Annotated in this window: 19 protein-coding genes; 3 read left to right on the top strand and 16 right to left on the bottom strand. The window is 33.8% G+C overall.

The genetic code is table 11. From position 1 onward, the window contains the following. Window positions 1-51: 51 nt before the first annotated feature. The 8 genes from ACFSR1_RS02955 to ACFSR1_RS02920 form a co-directional block, all read right to left on the bottom strand. Window positions 52-459, bottom strand: coding sequence for a helix-turn-helix domain-containing protein (locus ACFSR1_RS02955; RefSeq protein ID WP_378289463.1), 408 nt, complete (start codon window positions 457-459; stop codon window positions 52-54). 669 nt (window positions 460-1,128) lie between these two features. Further along, window positions 1,129-1,593, bottom strand: a complete 465-nt coding sequence (locus tag ACFSR1_RS02950) for a GNAT family N-acetyltransferase (RefSeq protein WP_378289461.1) — start codon at window positions 1,591-1,593, stop codon at window positions 1,129-1,131. A gap of 114 nt (window positions 1,594-1,707) precedes the next feature. After that, entirely contained in the window at window positions 1,708-2,130 is a 423-nt protein-coding gene (locus ACFSR1_RS02945) for a VOC family protein (protein WP_378289459.1), read from the bottom strand. A 125-nt stretch (window positions 2,131-2,255) separates the two neighbouring features. Further along, window positions 2,256-3,272 (bottom strand): adenosine deaminase, encoded by a 1,017-nt coding sequence (locus tag ACFSR1_RS02940; protein WP_378289457.1) that lies wholly within the window; start codon window positions 3,270-3,272, stop codon window positions 2,256-2,258. A 108-nt stretch (window positions 3,273-3,380) separates the two neighbouring features. After that, window positions 3,381-5,387 (bottom strand): excinuclease ABC subunit UvrB, encoded by a 2,007-nt coding sequence (gene uvrB, locus ACFSR1_RS02935; protein ID WP_378289455.1) that lies wholly within the window; start codon window positions 5,385-5,387, stop codon window positions 3,381-3,383. 79 nt (window positions 5,388-5,466) lie between these two features. Next, the gene (locus ACFSR1_RS02930) at window positions 5,467-8,916 is read right to left on the bottom strand and encodes a T9SS type B sorting domain-containing protein (protein ID WP_378289453.1); all 3,450 of its coding nucleotides are present in this window, start codon (window positions 8,914-8,916) and stop codon (window positions 5,467-5,469) included. Between the two features lie 26 nt (window positions 8,917-8,942). Next, on the bottom strand, window positions 8,943-9,782 hold the full coding sequence (locus tag ACFSR1_RS02925; protein ID WP_378289451.1) for an ABC transporter permease: 840 nt from the start codon (window positions 9,780-9,782) through the stop codon (window positions 8,943-8,945). 4 nt (window positions 9,783-9,786) lie between these two features. Continuing rightward, window positions 9,787-10,686: an ABC transporter ATP-binding protein gene (locus ACFSR1_RS02920; RefSeq protein WP_378289449.1), complete on the bottom strand. Its 900-nt coding sequence runs from the start codon at window positions 10,684-10,686 to the stop codon at window positions 9,787-9,789. 151 nt (window positions 10,687-10,837) lie between these two features. Here ACFSR1_RS02920 and ACFSR1_RS02915 point away from each other — a divergent pair, with 151 nt between their 5' ends. Beyond that, complete coding sequence (locus ACFSR1_RS02915) at window positions 10,838-11,905, top strand: hypothetical protein (RefSeq protein ID WP_378289447.1); 1,068 nt, start codon at window positions 10,838-10,840, stop codon at window positions 11,903-11,905. 96 nt (window positions 11,906-12,001) lie between these two features. Continuing rightward, complete coding sequence (locus ACFSR1_RS02910; RefSeq protein ID WP_378289445.1) at window positions 12,002-12,703, top strand: hypothetical protein; 702 nt, start codon at window positions 12,002-12,004, stop codon at window positions 12,701-12,703. A 17-nt stretch (window positions 12,704-12,720) separates the two neighbouring features. Here the strand turns inward: ACFSR1_RS02910 and ACFSR1_RS02905 are convergent, their stop codons facing one another. From ACFSR1_RS02905 to ACFSR1_RS02870, 8 genes are all read right to left on the bottom strand, one after another. After that, the gene (locus ACFSR1_RS02905; RefSeq protein ID WP_378289443.1) at window positions 12,721-13,779 is read right to left on the bottom strand and encodes a nucleoid-associated protein; all 1,059 of its coding nucleotides are present in this window, start codon (window positions 13,777-13,779) and stop codon (window positions 12,721-12,723) included. A 91-nt stretch (window positions 13,780-13,870) separates the two neighbouring features. Then, on the bottom strand, window positions 13,871-14,380 hold the full coding sequence (locus tag ACFSR1_RS02900; RefSeq protein ID WP_378289441.1) for an IS1096 element passenger TnpR family protein: 510 nt from the start codon (window positions 14,378-14,380) through the stop codon (window positions 13,871-13,873). 56 nt (window positions 14,381-14,436) lie between these two features. After that, a complete protein-coding gene (locus ACFSR1_RS02895; protein ID WP_378289439.1) occupies window positions 14,437-15,465 on the bottom strand; it encodes a COX15/CtaA family protein in 1,029 nt (342 codons plus the stop codon). A gap of 43 nt (window positions 15,466-15,508) precedes the next feature. Then, on the bottom strand, window positions 15,509-15,865 hold the full coding sequence (locus tag ACFSR1_RS02890) for a four helix bundle protein (protein ID WP_378289437.1): 357 nt from the start codon (window positions 15,863-15,865) through the stop codon (window positions 15,509-15,511). A gap of 47 nt (window positions 15,866-15,912) precedes the next feature. Further along, on the bottom strand, window positions 15,913-17,352 hold the full coding sequence (locus tag ACFSR1_RS02885) for a CCA tRNA nucleotidyltransferase (protein ID WP_378289435.1): 1,440 nt from the start codon (window positions 17,350-17,352) through the stop codon (window positions 15,913-15,915). A gap of 8 nt (window positions 17,353-17,360) precedes the next feature. After that, window positions 17,361-17,930, bottom strand: coding sequence for an L-threonylcarbamoyladenylate synthase (locus ACFSR1_RS02880; RefSeq protein ID WP_378289433.1), 570 nt, complete (start codon window positions 17,928-17,930; stop codon window positions 17,361-17,363). Further along, a complete protein-coding gene (locus ACFSR1_RS02875) occupies window positions 17,930-18,916 on the bottom strand; it encodes a glycosyltransferase (RefSeq protein ID WP_378289431.1) in 987 nt (328 codons plus the stop codon). Before ACFSR1_RS02875 ends, ACFSR1_RS02880 begins: the two co-directional genes overlap by 1 nt. A 20-nt stretch (window positions 18,917-18,936) precedes the next feature. Beyond that, complete coding sequence (locus tag ACFSR1_RS02870; protein ID WP_378289429.1) at window positions 18,937-19,578, bottom strand: class I SAM-dependent methyltransferase; 642 nt, start codon at window positions 19,576-19,578, stop codon at window positions 18,937-18,939. Between the two features lie 108 nt (window positions 19,579-19,686). On the opposite strand from ACFSR1_RS02870, the gene ACFSR1_RS02865 reads away from it, so the two are divergent. Next, the gene (locus ACFSR1_RS02865; protein ID WP_378289427.1) at window positions 19,687-20,634 is read left to right on the top strand and encodes a hypothetical protein; all 948 of its coding nucleotides are present in this window, start codon (window positions 19,687-19,689) and stop codon (window positions 20,632-20,634) included. Window positions 20,635-20,636 lie beyond the last annotated feature (2 nt).

Here is a 20,636-nt window from a genome sequence, read left to right as displayed (position 1 = left end):
CAATACCACCGAATTCATGAATTAGGCATACTAAATAGATAAAGATCAATGTTATTCGTTTGCTTTTCGGTATTCAAAAGCTGTCATTCCTGAATGTTTCTTGAATGCAGAATTAAAGGTGGAAATACTATTAAAACCGGAGTCATATGCAATTGCAGTAATGGTTATTTTCGAATAATCAGGAGCGGTTAGCAAGTGCTGAGCTTCTTTAACCCTATATTCTGAAATATATTGAGAATAGTTTTTTGATTCAATTTGATTAATAACCTGGGAGAGTTCTTTTGATGAAATACTCAGTTCAGCACTTAATTCAAACAAACTTAAGGTAGGGTTTAAGTACAGTTTTTTTTCTTCCATTAAGGTTTGTAATTTTCTCATGATCTTTGATGCTTCATTTCGTTCTATAGTAGAGTTCTGATATTTTTCTGTAAACGCTTTGAAAACATATGGCTTTTTCAATGCATAAAAGGATAGCGAAATAATAATTGTTGAAAATAGAAATGATATGCCGATGTACAATGAAGTGATGAATTCTGATATCAAAAAATAAATAACAATGAATAGCAGGTTTAGGATCAAAAAATAATTGAGCCATTTCTTTATGTCATTATTTTTCCTTCCAAACAAAGAAATTTCCTGATTCTTTAACCAGAATATGGAAAACACGGTATAACAAAACATATGGAATATCAGGAAGTTGTAATAAACACCAAATATCGGTGAGCCATTATTAGGAATTATCCAGCAAATACTGACTATGACAAAAAATAACAAAAAATGAAGCCATTCTTTTTGTCTGAATGGGAGCTTGGGATTTGAAAGGTGTTTGGTATACAACCATATCGAAGGACCAACACATAGTAAGGTTGTGAGAAAAAAAGTTCGAAGCGTAGCGTTGATCTCAAAATAGTTATGAAATAATGATTTGCCTATTCGCAGACTAAATGCGAGTAAATAAATTGCTAAAAATACGTTTGCCCTTAGCTGTTTTTGATAAGATGTAAGTAAGAGTGTTGAGAAAAAAAGCCCCAAGATAACACCAATGCTTCCTAAAATTAATTCAATATGTCTTAGTAATTCGACATTCATCAGGTAATATTGATTTTATAAGTTATTCGAATTACTCTATTACATTTTGTTTTCCTGTTCCATAAAATATAAGTCAAAACCATCTGCCCAAAAATCTTTTTCAATTTTCACGAGTTTGAACCCCATCTTTTCATAGAATTTAAAGGTAAATTGAGAAGTTCTTACAACGATCAAATCAATTTCATCGTTTTTGTTTATATGTTTAATTCTATGTTCGGTTAATTTTCTTCCGATTCCCTTTCCCTGGGTGTTTGGTGCAATTATATCCCAGGAAATTGTAGCGGTATGACCTTCTGTAGAATAGTTAATTCCACCTGCGCCTATAATTTGGTCGTTTTCTTCTACTACATAATAATCTTCTATTTCGGTCTCTAAATATTTCTGTAAATCCTCTTTCTCAGACCTATCAAAAAACTTTGGAATATTTAAATCAAGCAATTCAATCACTGCTTCTTTATCGTCTGGTATGTAAGGTCTAATTTTCAATTTGGATGAAATAGCCATGCTAATCACAGCCTGTTTCTTTTTTTTTGTTTAATATATCACTGCTCTTATGTGTCAACTATCGATGAAGCTTGAAAAGCTATTGTTTTTTAGAGGCTGGTTGTGTAAATAGTTTTATTTTGCTTTAGAATAAAATTCATTTTCGTTAACCATAATTGTTGTCAATTCAACAATATGTCCATCAGGATCATTTGTGTATATGGAATGAAAATAATGATGATCTTCTATCTCAAAGCTTAAATTCAGTTCTTTATACCGTTTTTTGGCTTTTTCAAAATTTTCATTCGTGACGTTAAAAGCAAAATGGTCAATTTTTATATTTCTTGAACTTGAATCTAATTGGGGATCATTTAGGTTAGCAGGAAACAAAGCGATTCCAGATTTTCCTGAAAGCATAAAAATAGGAAATTCTCCCCATTTTGGTAATTGGTATTTCTTTAGATCCAATACTTTTTGATACCACGCCATGGATATATCCATATCTTTTACCCTAATGGCTACATGGTCTAAAAATTCAATTGATATTTCATTATCCATTTTAGTCATTTTCTAAATTAAGAAAAATAATGGTATGAAGATGATTTGGTTGCCTTAAGTTCCATAAAACTAACTGTCGCAATTATAGTAGAGATTATATTGTATCTGTTTGATTTAAAATACTGTTAACTGATCCTATTTAGATACGCATCAACCTCCCGAATTCTCATTTCTTTTTCCTGATCGGTCAACCAGCTTGCTGTAAAACTATTTTTTACTAAGGTTGCGATTTGTTCTTTAGAAAGATCTAAAGCCTTGGCAATTCCCAGATAATTTTCGTTCATATATCCTCCAAAATAAGCCGGGTCATCAGAATTAACAGTTACCAATAGATTTTTTTTCATCATCTCAGCTATAGGATGTTCTTTCAGGTCTTGTACTACTTTTAATTCTAAATTGGATAATGGGCAAAGAGTCAATGGCATTTGCAGGTCAACAAGACGATCTACTAATTTTGCATCGTCCAGACAACGGTTACCGTGATCAATCCTTACGATTTTAAGTAAATCCAAGGCTTCCCAGATATACTCCGCGGGACCTTCTTCACCGGCATGTGCAACAGTAAGAAATCCTTCTTCGATCGATTTAGCAAAAACCCTTTCGAACTTTGATGGAGGATTACCCACTTCTGATGAATCTAATCCTACTGCACTGATCCAATCCTTATAGGGTAATGCTTGTTCTAAGGTTTTAAAAGCAGATGCTTCATCTAAATGTCTTAAGAAAGACATGATCAATTTATAAGTAATACCTAGCTTAGATTTACCGTCTTCTAGTGCAGAGCGAATTCCTTTAATCACTGTGTCAAAAGGAATACCTCGATCTGTGTGGGTTTGAGGATCAAAAAATATCTCCACGTGTACTACGTTTTGTTCGTGTACTTTTGTGAGATATGCCCAGGTAAGATCATAAAAATCTTGCTCAGTGATCAATACATTGGCTCCAGCATAATAAATATCCAAAAACTCCTGAAGGTTATTGAATTTATAAGCATTCTTTAATTCGGCGACTGAGTTATATGGAATCTTTTTCTGGTTTCTTTTGGCAATCTCAAACATTAATTCAGGCTCAAAAGTTCCTTCTATATGTAAATGAAGTTCTGTTTTAGGAATGCCTTCTATGAATTTTTCTATGGATTTCATATATTTTAATTTTAAGTTAGTCTCACTTGCAAAGTACTTCGACACATTTCTATAGGCTCCTTGTGAACAGTTCTATTTAACTATTTAAGTATGTACGTGTATATAAAACTATACTTTTTGGTCTTGTACCTTTGCTTGTAACATTTTTATTTCATCTCGCAATCTGGCAGCAGTCATAAAATCGAGCTCTTTTGCTGCTTTTTCCATTTCTTTACGGACATTACGAATTCGAGTTTCTAGCTGATCTTTTGTGAAATAGGCTGTTTCTTCTTCGGCTGCTTTTAACGTTGGAGCGGTTTCAAATTGATAAGGTTCCACTTTTTTACCAGCCAATGCATTATCCAAGGATTTTTTGATAGCCGTAGGTGTAATTCCGTGTTTGGTATTATATGCAATTTGTTTTTCGCGGCGATAATTGGTTTGATCAATGGTCTCCTGCATGCTTCGAGTGATCTTATCTGCATACAAAATTGCTAATCCGTTTACGTTTCTAGCGGCTCTACCAATGGTTTGTGTAAGAGATCTGTTATTTCGTAAAAAACCTTCTTTGTCAGCGTCCAAAATAGCAACTAATGATACTTCTGGTAAATCCAATCCTTCACGAAGTAGGTTTACACCGATTAATACATCGAAAAGACCTTTTCGTAGATCCTGCATAATTTCTACACGTTCCAGTGTGTCTACATCACTATGTATATATCGACATCTAACATCAATTCTGGTTAGGTATTTAGTAAGTTCTTCTGCCATTCTTTTGGTTAGTGTCGTTACGAGTATACGCTCATCTTTTTCGATACGCTTCTGCATTTCTTCAATCAAATCATCTATCTGATTTAGACTTGGTCGTACTTCGATGATTGGATCCAGTAATCCCGTTGGACGAATGATTTGTTCTACATAGGTTCCTTCGCTTTTCTGCAACTCGTAATCTGCAGGTGTGGCACTGATGTAGATCACTTGATTTTGAAGCGCTTCAAACTCTTCAAACTTTAAGGGTCTGTTATCCATAGCGGCCGGAAGTCTGAAACCATATTCTACCAGATTTTCTTTTCTGGAGCGGTCACCACCATACATCGCATGTGTTTGTGGGATTGTTACATGGCTTTCATCTATAATCATTAAATAATCATCAGGAAAGTAATCCAGTAAGCAGAAAGGTCTGGTTCCCGGTTCTCTACCATCCAGATATCGCGAATAATTTTCGATTCCGGAGCAGTATCCCAGTTCTTTGATCATTTCCAAGTCAAAGTTGGTACGTTCTTCTAGTCGCTTAGCTTCCAGAAATTTTCCTATTTCTTTGAAATATTCAACTTGCTTTCCTAAATCCAAGGCAATTTGATCAATCGCTCCGTGTAACACATCTGGCGAGGTTACAAACATATTGGCAGGATAAATATTCAGGCGGTCATATTTTTCTATAATTTCATTGGTTTGCACATCAAAGGCTTCTATTTCTTCTATTTCATCGCCAAAAAAATGTACTCTAAATGCATCATCAGCATAGCTTGGGTAAATATCTACCGTATCTCCTTTAATCCTAAAATTACCGTGATTAAATTCTGCTTCAGTTCTGGAATATAGACTTTGAACTAATTTATGCAGTAATGCTGTTCTGGAAACAAACTGACCTTGTTGGATAGAGATTACATTCTTTTGAAATTCAACAGGGTTTCCTATACCATAAAGACAGGAAACTGATGCTACTACTAGTACATCTCTACGCCCTGAAAGTAGGGATGAAGTAGCACTTAATCTTAATTTCTCAATCTCATCATTAATCGACAAGTCCTTTTCTATATAGGTTCCAGTTGTCGGGATATAGGCTTCTGGTTGATAATAATCGTAGTAGGAAACAAAATATTCTATCGCGTTTTCTGGGAAAAACTGTTTAAACTCAGAATATAATTGAGCTGCCAAGGTTTTGTTATGTGCTAATACTAGCGTTGGTCGTTGAACCTGTGAAATAACATTAGCGGCGGTAAACGTTTTACCAGATCCTGTTACTCCTAAAAGCGTTTGATATTTTTCTCCCGCTTCCATAGCATTTACAAGTTGCTTTATTGCTTGAGGTTGGTCTCCCGTGGGTTTGAAATCTGACTTGAGTTCGAACTTCATTGTATGCTCTTTCTTTTCTGAATAAAGATACAGAATACTGCAACGTTTTTTAATAAGCGATACAACTTTTAGGGAAAGTTTATCGTATTAAGGAAAAGCTTCCTGTACGGATTCTGCCATCACCCAGTTTTACCCGAAACCAATATTGGCTGGATGGCATTAGAGTTCCTCCATATGTTCCATCCCAACCATTACCTGAAGGTACTAATTGTTTGAGTAATTTACCGCTGCGATCAAAAATATAGATGATGGAGTTACCTAAGACTTGAGATGATATTCCTTCTACATTCCAGGTTTCGTGAAAACCATCTCCATTAGGAGTGAAATATTTGGGAAAACCTACCACAGAAATGTCTTGTGTAGTTTCAGGGCCACATCCATTTTTATCTCTAACATAAACCGTATGAAATCCAGGAGGGACATTTGTAAATGTTGGACTATCCTGATAGGTTCTGATATTACTTCCGTTATACGCTATTGCAAATTCATAATCACCAGATCCTGTATAATTGATGATAACCGTATTGTTATCAGATGCATCATTGATTTCAATAGGTTGGATGATGGTAGCTGGTGATGAGGTTGTAACGGTTACGGTTCTGTCTTTAAAACATCCTGTTAATTGATTGGTAACAGTTACGGTATAATCCATAGCTGCAGTCACCGTAATACTTTCGGTTGTTTCTCCTGTTGACCATAGATAATCAAAATCATTCGGATTACCAGATTCTAATCCTGAGTCAATAATAACACTGGCTCCTTCACATATAAATGCTTCATCCTGATCTTCAATATCGGGTAATGGATTGACAAAAAGCGCAACTTGATTGATACCAAAGCATTGATTTAGATTATCTTCTACTCTGGCATAGACTATATCTTGTCCTTGGGTTCCTGGAGTACTATTGGTATAGGTTGTTATCGGATTGGTTTCACTTAATGCATCATCAATAGATTCATAATAGACAACTGATAAGTTAGGGGTGGTAATTCCATTTAGAATATCTGCATCTGCATCACTCATTATAAATTCGGCAAAACCATCTTCTGTGCCATCATTATCACAAGTTGGCAAAGATGCGTTATTTGCTGAGGTAATACTTGCCTGAAGATCTAGAGTAGTGACCCTAAAACAACTATTAATATCATCTGTAACCCGAACAAATAATTGCTGATTAGCAATTGTGTTTTGATAGCTGTCAGTATTTATAATTGAAGGTGTTCCCGCGTTAGCAGATACTATATCTTCAAAAAACATAACAGTTCTGTCTGAAGCGCCACCTGTAATCTGATTCGTTGCTTCGTTCAGGTTAAACAATGTGATTCCATCAGTAAGGTCATTATATTCATCACACTGTATTAAGGATGAGGGATTGGCATCTGGCAGCAAATTGATAGTTACGGGAATTTCTAAAGTGTCAAAACAATCGGTGTTCAAATTATTTTCAAGTCTTGCGTATACAGCAGTCATCGTATTGGATAATATGGCATTTGTGGGATCAGCAATTGCATTAACACCGTTTTGCACATCAAGAAGTGTGGTATGATAAGTAATGGTATAATCAGCAGCACTTTGACCATTATATATATCTGTATTGGCAGTGGTTAAATCATATACAATCATGCCATTGGTATCATCACCATCATCTGCATTATCACAAGTAACTATGGGATTAGTTGCAAAAGCTGTAGGGCCATCAAAAATTTCTATTTGGAAACTAGTGGTGTCATAGCAATTGATGTTTCCCATATTTTCAATTCTAGCAGCAATAACTTGTGGATTGTTTTCAGTAGTGAAGCTTAGAGGTAATTCATTTATATCTGCATCCGCATCAGCGATCGATCTAAAATAACGTATTTGAAACTGATTAGGATCTTGGGTTCCCAAAATTGTTGCATCATATGCAGAGAGATCTAAGTCTGTAATTCCATCATTGTTATCATCACAAATAATTTGATCAGCAGGTGTGTTTTGAACAGTAGGGACTTCAAAAAAGGTTACATTGGCTACACCAATCAGAGGGCAACTGCCATCATTGAGATCTATTTCTAAACGATAATTTCCAGTAGTGGTAATATCTAGAAAAAAAGTATTGTTTGTGATCTGTACATCATCAATAAACCAAGTATAAGTTGCTGTGGAAATATCTTGATATTCTAATCTATAGGTGTCTCCTTCACAAAGCACTAAATTCACATTGTTGGGGTCTCCACTGTTAATGATATCAATTGTCTGAGCAAAAATTGATTGAATAAATGGAGGTAATCCAATCCTGGAACCTCTTCTTCCGTCGATATTTACTGATAACCCTCTATCACTATAGTTGATATTCGCAGCCAACTCTTCCGGGTTTTCTATCACTCCAAGAAAGTTTCCTGTTCCAGAGTTAAAATCATACAAAGCTCTATATATTCTTCCATCTGGTCCTAATTGCAATGCTCCGGCACTAAAATTAGAAGTGTCTTGTCCATTTTCATTTAGAATTCTTGTTCCGCTTGCAGCGATCTGATTATTCGGTAAGGTAAGATCAAATTGCATCAAAAATGCATCACCGCGACCACCAGGACCAATACCAACTGTGGTGTATAAGCGTTCACCGCTTTGCGAAAATTCAATACCATAAGGTGCATCACCATCGTATAATTCTATTTCATTACTTACAACTCCTGTACTATTATCGAAATCATAAAACAATACTTTTCCCGGTCCATCGCCACCAGTTACATTGGTTAATCCAAAATGTACTACCGCTAATTTATCTCCTTCGGGTGAAGCTTTTAGGTATCCTAAGGCGTTCCGTCTATAACCTGAAATGGGTACTGTTACTCCAACCTGTGATGTTACGGGCGTGGTATTTACACCTGTTTGATCGATACTAAATGCATAATAGGTATCAATAAAATGAGTAATTACCCAAAAAGAATCACAATCATCACTTTTTACAGCAGTAATTTTTTCAGAACATTTATAAGAACTTTCAGCATTATCTGAGGTGTCGTATGTAATCAGAGGAATATTTTTTTCACTAACGACTACATCTCCCAATCCACCATTTAAAGTCATATCTACAACAGAATAGGTAAATCCATTATTAAAACCATCATCTTCATCTACTGGGAACCCTGTGTTTTGATTAGGGTACGTAGCTGCATTTTCATGATGAGGTTCATCTACAGCGAAAATGAAATACCTATTAGAAACATTGGGTTGAGGTACGATCAATGCACTTGAGGTACTAGAAGGATCACCTAAAAGACCAGTACCTCCATTGTAATTCGCATTTGACATAGCCTGACCATTTCGATCCCATACGGTTCTTCCATCTGTGTAAAACAGTAATTGACCGGTAGCATCTGAAATAGTAGTACAACCCTCCAAAGTGTCTATATTTCCGTCTGTAAGAGGAGTAGGAGGTGTTGTGCTAAAATTTATTCCTGCATTTTGCCCAAAATACCAGTTATTAGCTTCTCCTTGTGCAAATAATGAAGAGCCTAATAATAATATAAGGACGAGTGATATGTATTTCATGAGTTGAGTTCAAAAACTCAAAGATATTATAAATCTCTCTTTTTAAGAAGATAATATGAAAGTCTCACAAATATAGCAGTCCAAACTAGTACAATCAAGATCTCATACCAGTGCACAGCATAGTCTCTTTGGAAGTTTTCCCCCAGTTGATTCGCTGCAGACTGGATTACATTTAATCTGGTAATAGGTTCATTAATTAGATTAGCCATACTGTCTAGAGGTAAAAATGGTATAATCTTATCAATAATATCTGAATCAAATTTCCATTTAATTAAGCCCGAAAACAATCTAAAAGCACCTTCGATAAGTTGCCAAAAGATCAGAAAACCAAGAGCGAAGGCTGAACGTTTTATAAGTATACCCAAAAACATACAAAAAGAAAAGAATCCAACAAGCTTTACAAAATATGCGAGAATGAACTCTAAATCAGAAAGAATTATAGAAATCTCATTATAATCAGAAAAAATAAGTCCGAGTATTAGAGAAACTAAAAATAAGAATATGGTAGATACCAATGAAAAAACGACTACAGTAAGAAATTTGGAAGCTATAAATTCTTTTTTACTCAAACCGTCTATTAGGTTCTGCTTCAATGTCCTATTGGAGTATTCGTTGGCCATCATAGAAACAATAACAATAGCTAAGAATAATTTTAACCAGGCGGCAATCCATGAATTTACATGCCATATGTATGGGAAATTGAAAATTCCCTGATCTGCCAATCTAAAATTGACTCCTCCAAAACTAAATTCATAAGAGGCAATAAGTGATATAAGAAGTATAAGTACAAAATAGGTTATCGTAAGTACTTTGGCAGATTTATTATATCGTAATTTTTGAAATTCTATATTAAGTAATCGTAACATTGCTTTAGTTTAAATTGTTGGTTAATTGTAAGAACTGTTCTTCCAGGCTTTCTTTTCGTTTTACAAGATGGGTTAGTGTAATACCAGCTTCATACAACTGCTTATTTAAACTTTCTGCATCCAATTCGCTATTTAAAAAAGCGATAAGTTTACCTTCTTCTTCTTTAATATTTCCAAAAATACTATGATCAGATAACCATTTCTTAAGTACACTGTTTTGATTACTATTTAGTTCAAAGAAACCATGACTGGCATTCATTTCATCAACGGGACCTGAATATAGTTTCACTCCTTTGCGTATGATCACGACGTGGCTGCACACTTTTTCTACTTCGTCTAACAAATGCGAAGCCAGAAGGATTGTAGTACCTTTTGAAGCAATTACTTTGATAATTTCTCTGATCTGATGAATTCCTTGAGGATCCAATCCATTGGTTGGTTCGTCTAGAATTAAAATTTCGGGATCATTTAATAAAGCAGATGCAATAGCTAATCGCTGCTTCATACCAAGAGAAAAAGTTCTGAATTTACTATCCTTTCGCTCTAAAAGACCTACCAGTTCTAATTTCTCATCGATTTTGTCTGTAGAAACACCCTTAATTTGGCATACCAACTTTAGGTTTTGAGACGCAGTCATATAAGGATAAAAATTAGGACGTTCTATAATAGCACCTACTTTTTTAAGCGCTTCGTGCGTAGAGGTACTGCCGTCAAACCAGGTAAAATCTCCTTCAGTTCGATTTACTACATTAAGGACAATACCTAGTGTTGTTGATTTACCACTTCCGTTAGGTCCTAAAATGCCATATACATTCCCTTTTTTAATAGTAAAGGAAAGATCTTTGACAGCGGTTATGGGTCCGAATCTTTTTGTAAGATTCTTCAGAGTTAGAATGGTTTCCAATTGTAATTTCTTTTGGCGGTTATATAAAACAAGACGACTAATGTGAGTTTTTGTTACAGATAAAGCTTAAGTTTCTGGTTTTGGTATTTATAAAAGATATTTTATGATTTGAAATCAGGTTTTGTAACTTGCCAACTGAAAGACGATGAATATGGAAGAAAAATTAATGTCCAAGAAGAAACCAACGTATCCAATTAATGATAGCCTGGATAGTTATTTAAAGGAATGTAATCGTAAAATTAAAATTCCGGTATTTTATGATGATTTGTTGAGGTTTTCAGGATCGATTGTGGTGTATGATAGTAATGATGAAGATACTTTGTGGGTTCGGGTATATTATGAAGAACACGAACGGCCGGAGATCGAATCTAGTTTAAAAAAAGTATATACTATATTGCATTCTGATGGTAACGAAGATGCTATAGAATTTCTAAATATAGATGCCATTGATTACTGTACCTTCGGAAATTCTAAACCGTTTAGAGTTCGAGTAAGAAATATCCTGAATGATAATTATACTTACATCTACGTAAAGAAAGCGGATGCATCCAGAATCTATGGGCTAGAGTTAGAGCATATGTTTTCTCCAAACAGGATTAACTTTTTGGTATATAAAAATACCTTGATTGAAGAACATATTGCCGGGATTCCGGGAGACGTATTTATCAAGGATTTTTTACCGGATTTAAGCGATCAGGCTAAATCTCAGATAGCAAAAGAATTTGTAAAATTCAATGAACGTTGTCAGATGCGTTTGTTGGGCGATATGCGATCTTATAATTATGTTATTATTCCCATTCATGATTTTGACCACGTAGAGTATAAAATCAGAGCTATAGATTTTGATCAGCAATGTTTTGAGGGGAAGTTAAAAGTATATCAACCACAATTTTTTAAAGAGAATTTTGATATGGTTGATATTGTGATGAAGAAACTACAGCCTAGCTCAATCGAACAATATAAAAAAGAAGAACGTTCTGTATTAGCAAAACGAATTTTAAACTCCAGATCTCGTTATGAAACATTGGTGAAATGTATGTGCAAGGATACTATTTCTACAGAAGAAAACCTTAAAGAATTAAGGGAACACTTGTATAATTTTACCTTAGATTTAAAATTTAGAAGAAGTAAATCTATGGGTGAAGTTTTAAAAACTGCTTTGGATTTTGTGAGAAGAAACTACGAAAATGTGAATATGAAACGATTGTTGGAGGGGTAATTTTAGTAAATAAATATCAATAATCAAAGTAATCTTAATTTCCTAGGGCTGTAACTTTAGTTGCATATTTGATACCTATAAATAAAGTTTTAATTCATGAAAATTAATCCTTGGGCTTTTGGTGGTTTATTTTTATTGATATCCGGTATTTGGATGTGGAATAATTTTGAACTTCCAAAATTTTACCCTTTTGAAAGAGTCGGAAAGGTTGAAGCTTTAGTGTTTCAGACAAAATTGGTTGTACCCAGACTACCAGGTTTGGGAGTGGATAAATTAGATGAAATAGTATACTTTTTATATGAAATTGATGATGTAATTTACGTTTCAAAATATAGAGCTTATAAGACTGGGCAATTTCAACGTACAGGAGATTCACTATTGGTCGAATACAGTTTGAATAACCCTCAAAGAACAGATCCCATTATTTATTATCATAATGTATCCAGTAAAAATCGTTCGGTCGATTTTTCGAAAAGTTTTTTACATACTAAATCAAACGGATACAAAGCGCTAGACTTAAGAGAAAATATATTTACTTATCAGGATTATAGTGAATACGGTGAACGTCTCATCAAAACTACAGGAACATATGTCATGGAAGATAATATGATTAAACTATCTCCATTAATTTATTATCTAAACAGGATGGTTGGAGATTCTTTAATAGAAGAACCAAAACCAATTAATAAAGATGAGCAGAAAATCTTCTTAAACGATTTTATTGTAAACCCTAATGGATCAATCACAGAAGTAAACACAAATCTGATTTTTGATATAACAGGTAAAAAAGTAAAGTAAGGATCTAAGTTGAAAAACTAATCCTTCTGTTCCTTGTTAAAATATACCAGATAGTAGTACATCTGTTTTTCTTCGTCCCAACCTTTTTCTACAAATTTCTCTGCAGATTCAGGATTGATAAAATCCATCTTGATCTGGATATTAGTATCCAGGTTAATGGTGTTTTTCATTTTTTTTCTTGCGGCAGATACAGCAGTATTGGCAATAGGAAACTCAGTAAGATCTTCAATATGATATTTTGGAGCTTTCTCTGTTTTGTAATGTTTAAATTCAGGTATAAGATCAGGATTATCAATAACTTCGTTTATAAAAGCAGATTCTTCAAACGTATCATTTTTTGCAAAGTGATTTACAGCTCTATTCATAAACATCACTTCTTCCTTTTTGTCTTCTGCCGGTAATACTACATCTTTAGCAAAGTCCTGGCAGAACTTCATATACTTTTTCGTATAAAAGTTTTCATCTTCAAAAGCTTCTACACCCAGGAAATGTTCTAGCCAATATTTAGTGTCATAACGGTTAGAGTCTACAGAAAGAATTTTGTAGCCTTCTTCTTTTTTATGATTAAAGATCAAACATCCTTTATCGAGTTTATTAAGGTTTACTCCTTGCTGGTGCAATAATTCGATGTCACTTCCCTTTTCTTCAAACTGGAGGTAATCATATTTTAATTCAGATTTAAAAATCCCAATAGCAGCTGTTTTTTCGTTATCAATGGTTAGGTTTTCTAAGTAGGTAACATATACTTCACCGCTTTTAATATGAGGATGTTGTGACTGCTCATATAGTAGAGAAGCAATTCTTTTTGATTTTTCGTGAGCAGAAGAAGGATTGTTGAAAATTTCAGTAACAATCTTATATAGTGGATTGAATTCGACATCCACTTCATTAACAAACTGAAAATAGTTTTCTTCTTTTTCTCTAAAAGGCTTGAAGAAGTATTCTTTTAATAAAGCCGTTAACTCATCGTTAAGTGTATAAGGAGAATCAGAAAGAAAGATATTTTCGTTTCTACTTTTATTTCCTATTCTGTGAATCGAAAGTGATTCTATTTGGGTACTATATAAGTTGATCATAACATGCATGTCATCCCAGCGTAGGCTGGGATCTATTTAAATTCAGTTATAAGTATGTTCTTTGATTCTTTGCAACTTAGATTCTTTAAAATCAATTCCAATTTTCATCAAACCCTAATTCATCGTAATCATCAAGATCCAGAAAACCGTCATCTTCGTCATTTTCATCTAGATCGTCTGCTTTAAATTCTTTATCAGGAGCATTATCCGGTATTTGACCGTGTACGAACATCACATTAGGATATTCTCTTCCGTTTTCATATTCTGCAATTTCTGCAAGCTCTACCAGAAAAGTCCACATGCTAAGAAAGTCATATATGTAAATCAATCTTGGAGAGGCTTCATGGACTACATCAATCAAAGATGTTTCATTCATCAATCTTACCGGTTGATTACCATCACTCATGTCAAAAAGAGAAATTTCTTCTCCCTGATTCCATTGCTCATCACTTGTGTAAAAAGAAGCCATTTCCATACCATCAAATCCAAAAGATTGGTTAATCACGTTGTGGAATTGCTCTAAAGTAGCATCTTGTTCTATTTCGATATCTCTAAATACATCTTCTTCGGTATCCAGGATAATTCTGAAACGGTAAATCATTCTTGATTAATTTGGATGGGCAAAGATACGAACTTGTTCTTGACTATTTTAAATTTTCAGGCTTCAATAGTTTTATTTTTAAACACCTCGAGCATCATATAAAACTGCACCCCGAATAATAAAGAAGATAACACTAAATGTAATGGTTGTGACAAAAAAGGAAAATCAAAATAGTACATTAAGATACCGGTAAGTGCCTCTAATCCTATTAGTATTAAAACCCAATTTAGTTTAGATAAACCGAATTGCATTTTTTTACTGTACCAAATAAGCCAAGTGTTAATAACAACCACTAAAATTGAAAATGATCTATGGATGTAGAAGGTCATGGTTGGTGGTTGTAACCATTCTGATTTTGCAAGTTCCCCTACCGTTTTTATTTGTTCATCAACATATTGGCGTACTTGTGTGCCTAATCCAACCTGAATTAGCGTAAGGACAACCGAGAAAAGTAAAATGCTTTTAAAAGTAGTATTAAACTCAATAGATTTAATTTTGTCTTTCGTTAAAAAAAGCACATATAGCAGTATTGCTAAAATGATGAATGCCACCATCATATGAACAGTAATTCTAAGAGGTAATAAATTAGAGTCCACCACAATTTTACCTAACCAAGCCTGAAATGCCATTGCTATAATGGTAAGACCTGCAAATAATGTAATTTTTCGTTTTTCTTTCCAAAACCATAGTGATAGAATAAACATCAATAATATGGGGATTCCAGATAAAACAGTCACTAACCTATTAATATATTCAATCCAGGTATGCCATACGTTAAATTTGGCGTAATCGTGTTTAGCATAAGGTTCCCAGTTAGAAGCGTTATATATTGATGACGAAGTAAAATCTTTGGTAGCGATTCTTAATTCTTCATCTAGAATAACAATGAAACCTTTCTGATATTCGTGATCGGGTTTCCATTGAATCTGAGTCTCTTCAGTAGGCGGGATATAATACCCAAAACATTTAGGCCAATCCGGGCATCCCATTCCGGATCCAGTCATTCTCACCACAGCTCCAGCAATAATGATCAAATAAATCAATATTATGGATGTGATAACGAGTGGTCTGAAGTATTTTTTCATAAATTAAGAATCTAAGTTTAAAAGTATCTAAGTACCTAAGTATTTAAGATATTTTGATTTTCCTTATATAACTAGCTAACATACGCTCAATTTCTCTTGTGTTTTCAAAGATAACCTCAAATTTTTCTTTGTTGAGAAAATTTAAATTTTTAGAAATTTCTAACTGGGTTTGTAGTTCAAAAAGAGAACTCATAGCAATATTTAAGAATCGTAAATAGTCATTTTTACCTGATCTTCCATACCCTTCTGCAATATTACTTGGAATAGATATACTTGCTCTTCTAATTTGCGATGTCAATCCATATTGTTCTTCAGCAGGAAAGTCTTTAGTCTCAGAATAAATTTGAGTAACTAATTCAATAGATTTCTGCCAAATTAATAAATCTTTAAACGTTCCCATAAGCTTTATAAATTGCTAAGCCAGCAAAACTAAATCACTCAATTTCTTTATGTCTTAGATACTTTGCTACTCTTCAACCCCAGTTCTTCCCCTTTATTGATCATGAATTGGTACGCCGCTTCGTGTTCATTAGGTATTTCTCCTTCCAGAATAGCTTCCTTAATGGCTTCTTTGATAATTCCAATTTCACGCGAGGGTTTTATATTGAAAGTCTTCATGATTTCTTCTCCGCTTACCGGAGGTTGGAAATTACGGATATGGTCACGTTCTTCTACTTCAACCATTTTCTGACGAACAATCTTGAAGTTATTGTGATATTTCTTGAAGCGTTTTGGGTTTTTTGTTGTGATATCTGCTTCGCAAAGAGTCATCAACTCTTCAATGTAATCACCTGCGTCAAATACTAATCTCCTCACTGCAGAATCCGAGACATCAGATGCGATGACTATAGGACGAGAGCTCATTAATACCATTTTCTGAACAAATTTCATTTTTTCATTTAATGGCATTTTTAAGCGTTTAAACAGCTTATATACCATTTTAGAACCTACGAATTCGTGACCATGAAATGTCCATCCAACTTTTTTACTAAATCTTTTAGTAGGAGCTTTTCCAATATCGTGTAACAACGCAGCCCAACGCAACCATAGATCATCTGTATTTTCTGAAATATTATCTACAACTTCTAAGGTGTGATAAAAGTTATCTTTATGTTTCTGACCTTCGACTTCGTCTATACCTTTTAACGCCACCAATTCCGGCAGGATGTATGGTAATAATCCAGTTTTTTCTAACAGTAAAAATCCAACAGAAGGTTTCTCGCTTAACAAGATTTTATTCAGTTCATCAACAATACGTTCTTTGGTAATGATCTTAATACGATCTTTATTTTTAGTAATGGCTTTTAGAGACTTCTCTTCAATTTTAAAATTCAATTGCGTAGCAAAACGAATCGCCCGCATCATTCTAAGCGGATCGTCAGAATACGTAATATCCGGATCCAAAGGTGTACGGATGATTTTGGATCTTAGATCTTCAAGACCATTAAATGGATCTAAAATGTCACCAAAATTATCTTTAGAAAGATTTAATGCTAATGCATTTATGGTAAAATCTCTTCGATTCTGATCATCTTGTAAAGTACCGTTCTCAACAATGGGATTTCTACTATCTTCTTGATAAGACTCTTTTCGTGCTCCTACAAACTCTACTTCGATATCATCGGCTTTTAGCATAGCCGTCCCGTAGGTTTTGAATATCTGAATTTTAGGATTTCCGGGAAGTAATTTTGACACTTCTTTTGCTAATTCGATACCACTACCAACTGCTACGATATCAATATCCTTGGCAGTACCTCTTTGCAAAATATGATCCCTTACAAAACCTCCAATAACGAAGCTTTCTAATTGTAGATTTGCTGCCGCTTGGGTTATGGTATTAAAAACAGAATGTTGTAAGGCTTCTTTGTAATTCTTAGCTTCCGACATGAATCAATTTACTTCCTAATAATTTTCACAGTACTATCGCCTCCTATTTTGATGATCGAGGAAGGTTTAGCGTCTTTGTTTTTCAAAGGCAAATTTACAACATAGTCCACGCCTTCCAAAATCTCCTTGCTTATTTCTTTTAAGTTACGTGGTGTGGATTTTCCACTAATATTGGCAGAAGTGGAAACGATAGGTTTTTTAAATTTTCTAATAAGTTTTCCGCAAAAGGGATCGCGTGCTACTCTAATTCCTAAAGTATTATCTGCCGCTATTAGGTTCTCTGCCACTCGCAAGGGTCTATCATAAATGATGGTCGTAGCCTTTGTAGCATACTTTAATATATCATAAGCTACTTCCGGCACTTCTTCCACGTATTGCTGAAGCATTTTAAAATCGCTTACCAGGCATAGCATTGCTTTGCTGTCGGCTCTTTGTTTTAAAGCATATATTTTATCTACTGCTTCTGCATTAGTAGCATCACAACCAATCCCCCAAACGGTATCGGTAGGATAGAGTATAAGTCCTCCTTTTTTAAGAACGTCTATTGTTTTTTCTATTTCTTCTCTTTGATCTTCCATTAGCTAAATTTTGGTACTACATTCTCTGCTTCTTTATATTCAGGGACTTCTTTATTGATTGTTTCTCCGGAAATTACCTTTTCATATAATTTTAGATATGATCCTGTCATTACTTTAGAATTGAAGTGTTTTACAGCATATTCGTGGCATTTTCTTGGGTTGTAGTCAAAGTTTCTTATCGCTTTGGCAATCTCATTAGCATTAGTACCCGTGAAACCAACTTCTGGTGTTATCAATTCAGGTAATGAACCATTTTTAGTTCCGAAAACAGCACAACCTGCATATAAACTTTCAATAATGGCCAATCCGAATGGTTCATGCCATTTTACCGGAAATAGAAGTCCTTTTGAATACTGAAGGATCTCCATTTTGGTTTCATTATTTACCATACCTCTAAAAATTATTTTAGGGTTTAAAACATATTTTAGACCTCTTTTAAAATTTCGAAAGTTCCATCTTTCTCCTCCTAAAATATGTAGGTTATTATTTGATTCGAGGGCAATTTTGGCTGCACCAAATACATTTTTCACTTTCCAGGCTGCTTTTCCCAAAAAATGTAAATATGTTCTTTCCTGATCCAAATCGGGTTCAGGATAGTCGTCCCAATCTAAACCGTTGTATACAAAGGTCGATGATCCAAATCGTTTGGCTTGATTTTTTGATATAAAAACTGTGTTAATGTCAATAGTTTGGTTTGGGGATGGGTTCCCATGCATTGTAACGATAAAAGGCTTCTCTATTTTTTCAGTGATCGTATGATTAAAATGTATTACATCAATGTTTTCGGGAATTTGATCTTTAATTGTTTTTTGTATGTCAAAAGGTATGATTTTACCAAAATCACAACTAGAACCTTCTTTAACTAAAAAATAAATTTCATGTCCCAATTTAGAGAGTTCTTTTCCCAACCCCCATATTACCCTTTCTGTACCTCCATATTTCTCAACCGGTATGACAGCTGATTTATCTACAATAAGTATTTTCATTTATTTTCGATACTAAAGTTTTATCTTTTTACAACGGTAGCATATTGCAAATATCGCATATCCATTGCTGTAAAAAATAATGGCAAATTATAAAGGTAAGGTTTAATAGATTTTGTTTTATTGATTCCTTTGTGTGTTATGATTTTGTATCCTAATCGGGTATACATATTAGCGATACTTTTTCCGGTGAAGAACCTGAGATGAGTTTTATCCATAATCCCGTGATCTTCATATTCCCAATTTTTATTTAGAACAAGATTTTTTAAGGCACTGTGATATCTCATATTAGGAATGGAACTTATAATTACTCCATCTTTGGATAACTTACTCTTTATCTTCTCCAAAACCATATATGGATCCACAAGATGTTCTAAAACATCATTGAAATAAATAGCATCAAAATAATTATCAGGGAGTTCATCGATAAAACCTTCTACTTCTCCAATAAAAACTTTGTCGAGTAGCTTCTCTGCTTTTTCTCCCTCTTCTTTCATTAGCTCAATACCCCAGGTTTCGGTTTGATATTTTTCTTTAATGAAAGAAGCAAAAGCTCCTTCTCCGCATCCAACATCTAATAACGTTTTAGTGTTTTCGGGTAGGAAATCCAACATTTCATGACGTGCGTTATTAAAATAATTATCGGGTTTATTATCGTAATCCATCGATCTGCTTATTTTTTTGTGTTAGAGAAAATTATTATTAGTCAGTTTTAAACCAAAACTACACTGTTGTTTTATTATAATTCTTAATATTGTACAATATTTATGTATATGAAAGTTACACTAATCAGCCTGGATAATTGGGGCTTTAATCAATTCATTGCTAAAGAATTAGAGCGTCGAGGAATAAAGGTGAGTCAAATCAATTTTTATCAGCTACGCTATAAGTATCCTTCATTTTTCCATAAGGTTTTTAATTTCTTTGCAAAACTATTTTTTAAATATAACATAAAAAAGAAGTTTTTAGAGAAAAAAATTCTTGAGGAACTAAACAAGAACGGGCATCAAGATAAAATATTGATTATTAAAGGTGATTTTTTGAATCCTGATTTTATAAAAAAGATACGTCCTTACACCGATAATTTGCTGGGTTTTTTTAACGATAATTATAAAAGATCTCCTAAGATAGCAAAGATTTATAACGAATTTGATAAAGCTTTTTCTTTCGAAAAGGATGATGTAGAGCGTTTCAATTTTTCTTTTATTACTAATTTTATTTATAAAGGAGAGTTATCTAATAAAGAAACTCTTAAGCATGAGGTTTTTAATATTAGTTCTTCTGGTAATAGAGATGCTGTAATTCAGAATATAGCAAGGGCTTTGGACAAAATTGATATTAAGTACAAAATTGTCATTGTAGGCAAAAACGAAGGATATACAGATGATACTCAGATAGTGTATACCAAGAAAACCATGGATCTTCAGCAGGTAGAAGGTTTGATAGCTCAATCTAATGTTTTGTTAGATGTGCATCGAGAGAATCAGTCAGGTTTAACGTTTAGGGTTTTTGAGAGTATGGGGTTTTCTAAAAAACTTATTACCACAAATAAGGATATTGCTACATATGATTTTTATAATCCTAACAATATTTTAGTAGTAGATAAACAGCATATAGAGATTCCCAAATCCTTTTTCGAAACTTCTTATGAACCTATTCCAAAAGAAATCTATGATCGATATACCTTACCTTTATGGGTAGATGAAGTCTTTGGATTTTAGAA

The sequence above is a fragment of the Aquimarina rubra genome (genome assembly GCF_042684305.1).
GTDB lineage: Bacteria > Bacteroidota > Bacteroidia > Flavobacteriales > Flavobacteriaceae > Aquimarina > Aquimarina rubra.
Note: the sequence above shows the minus strand (reverse complement) of the source record. Positions and strands in the feature narration are given on the sequence as shown.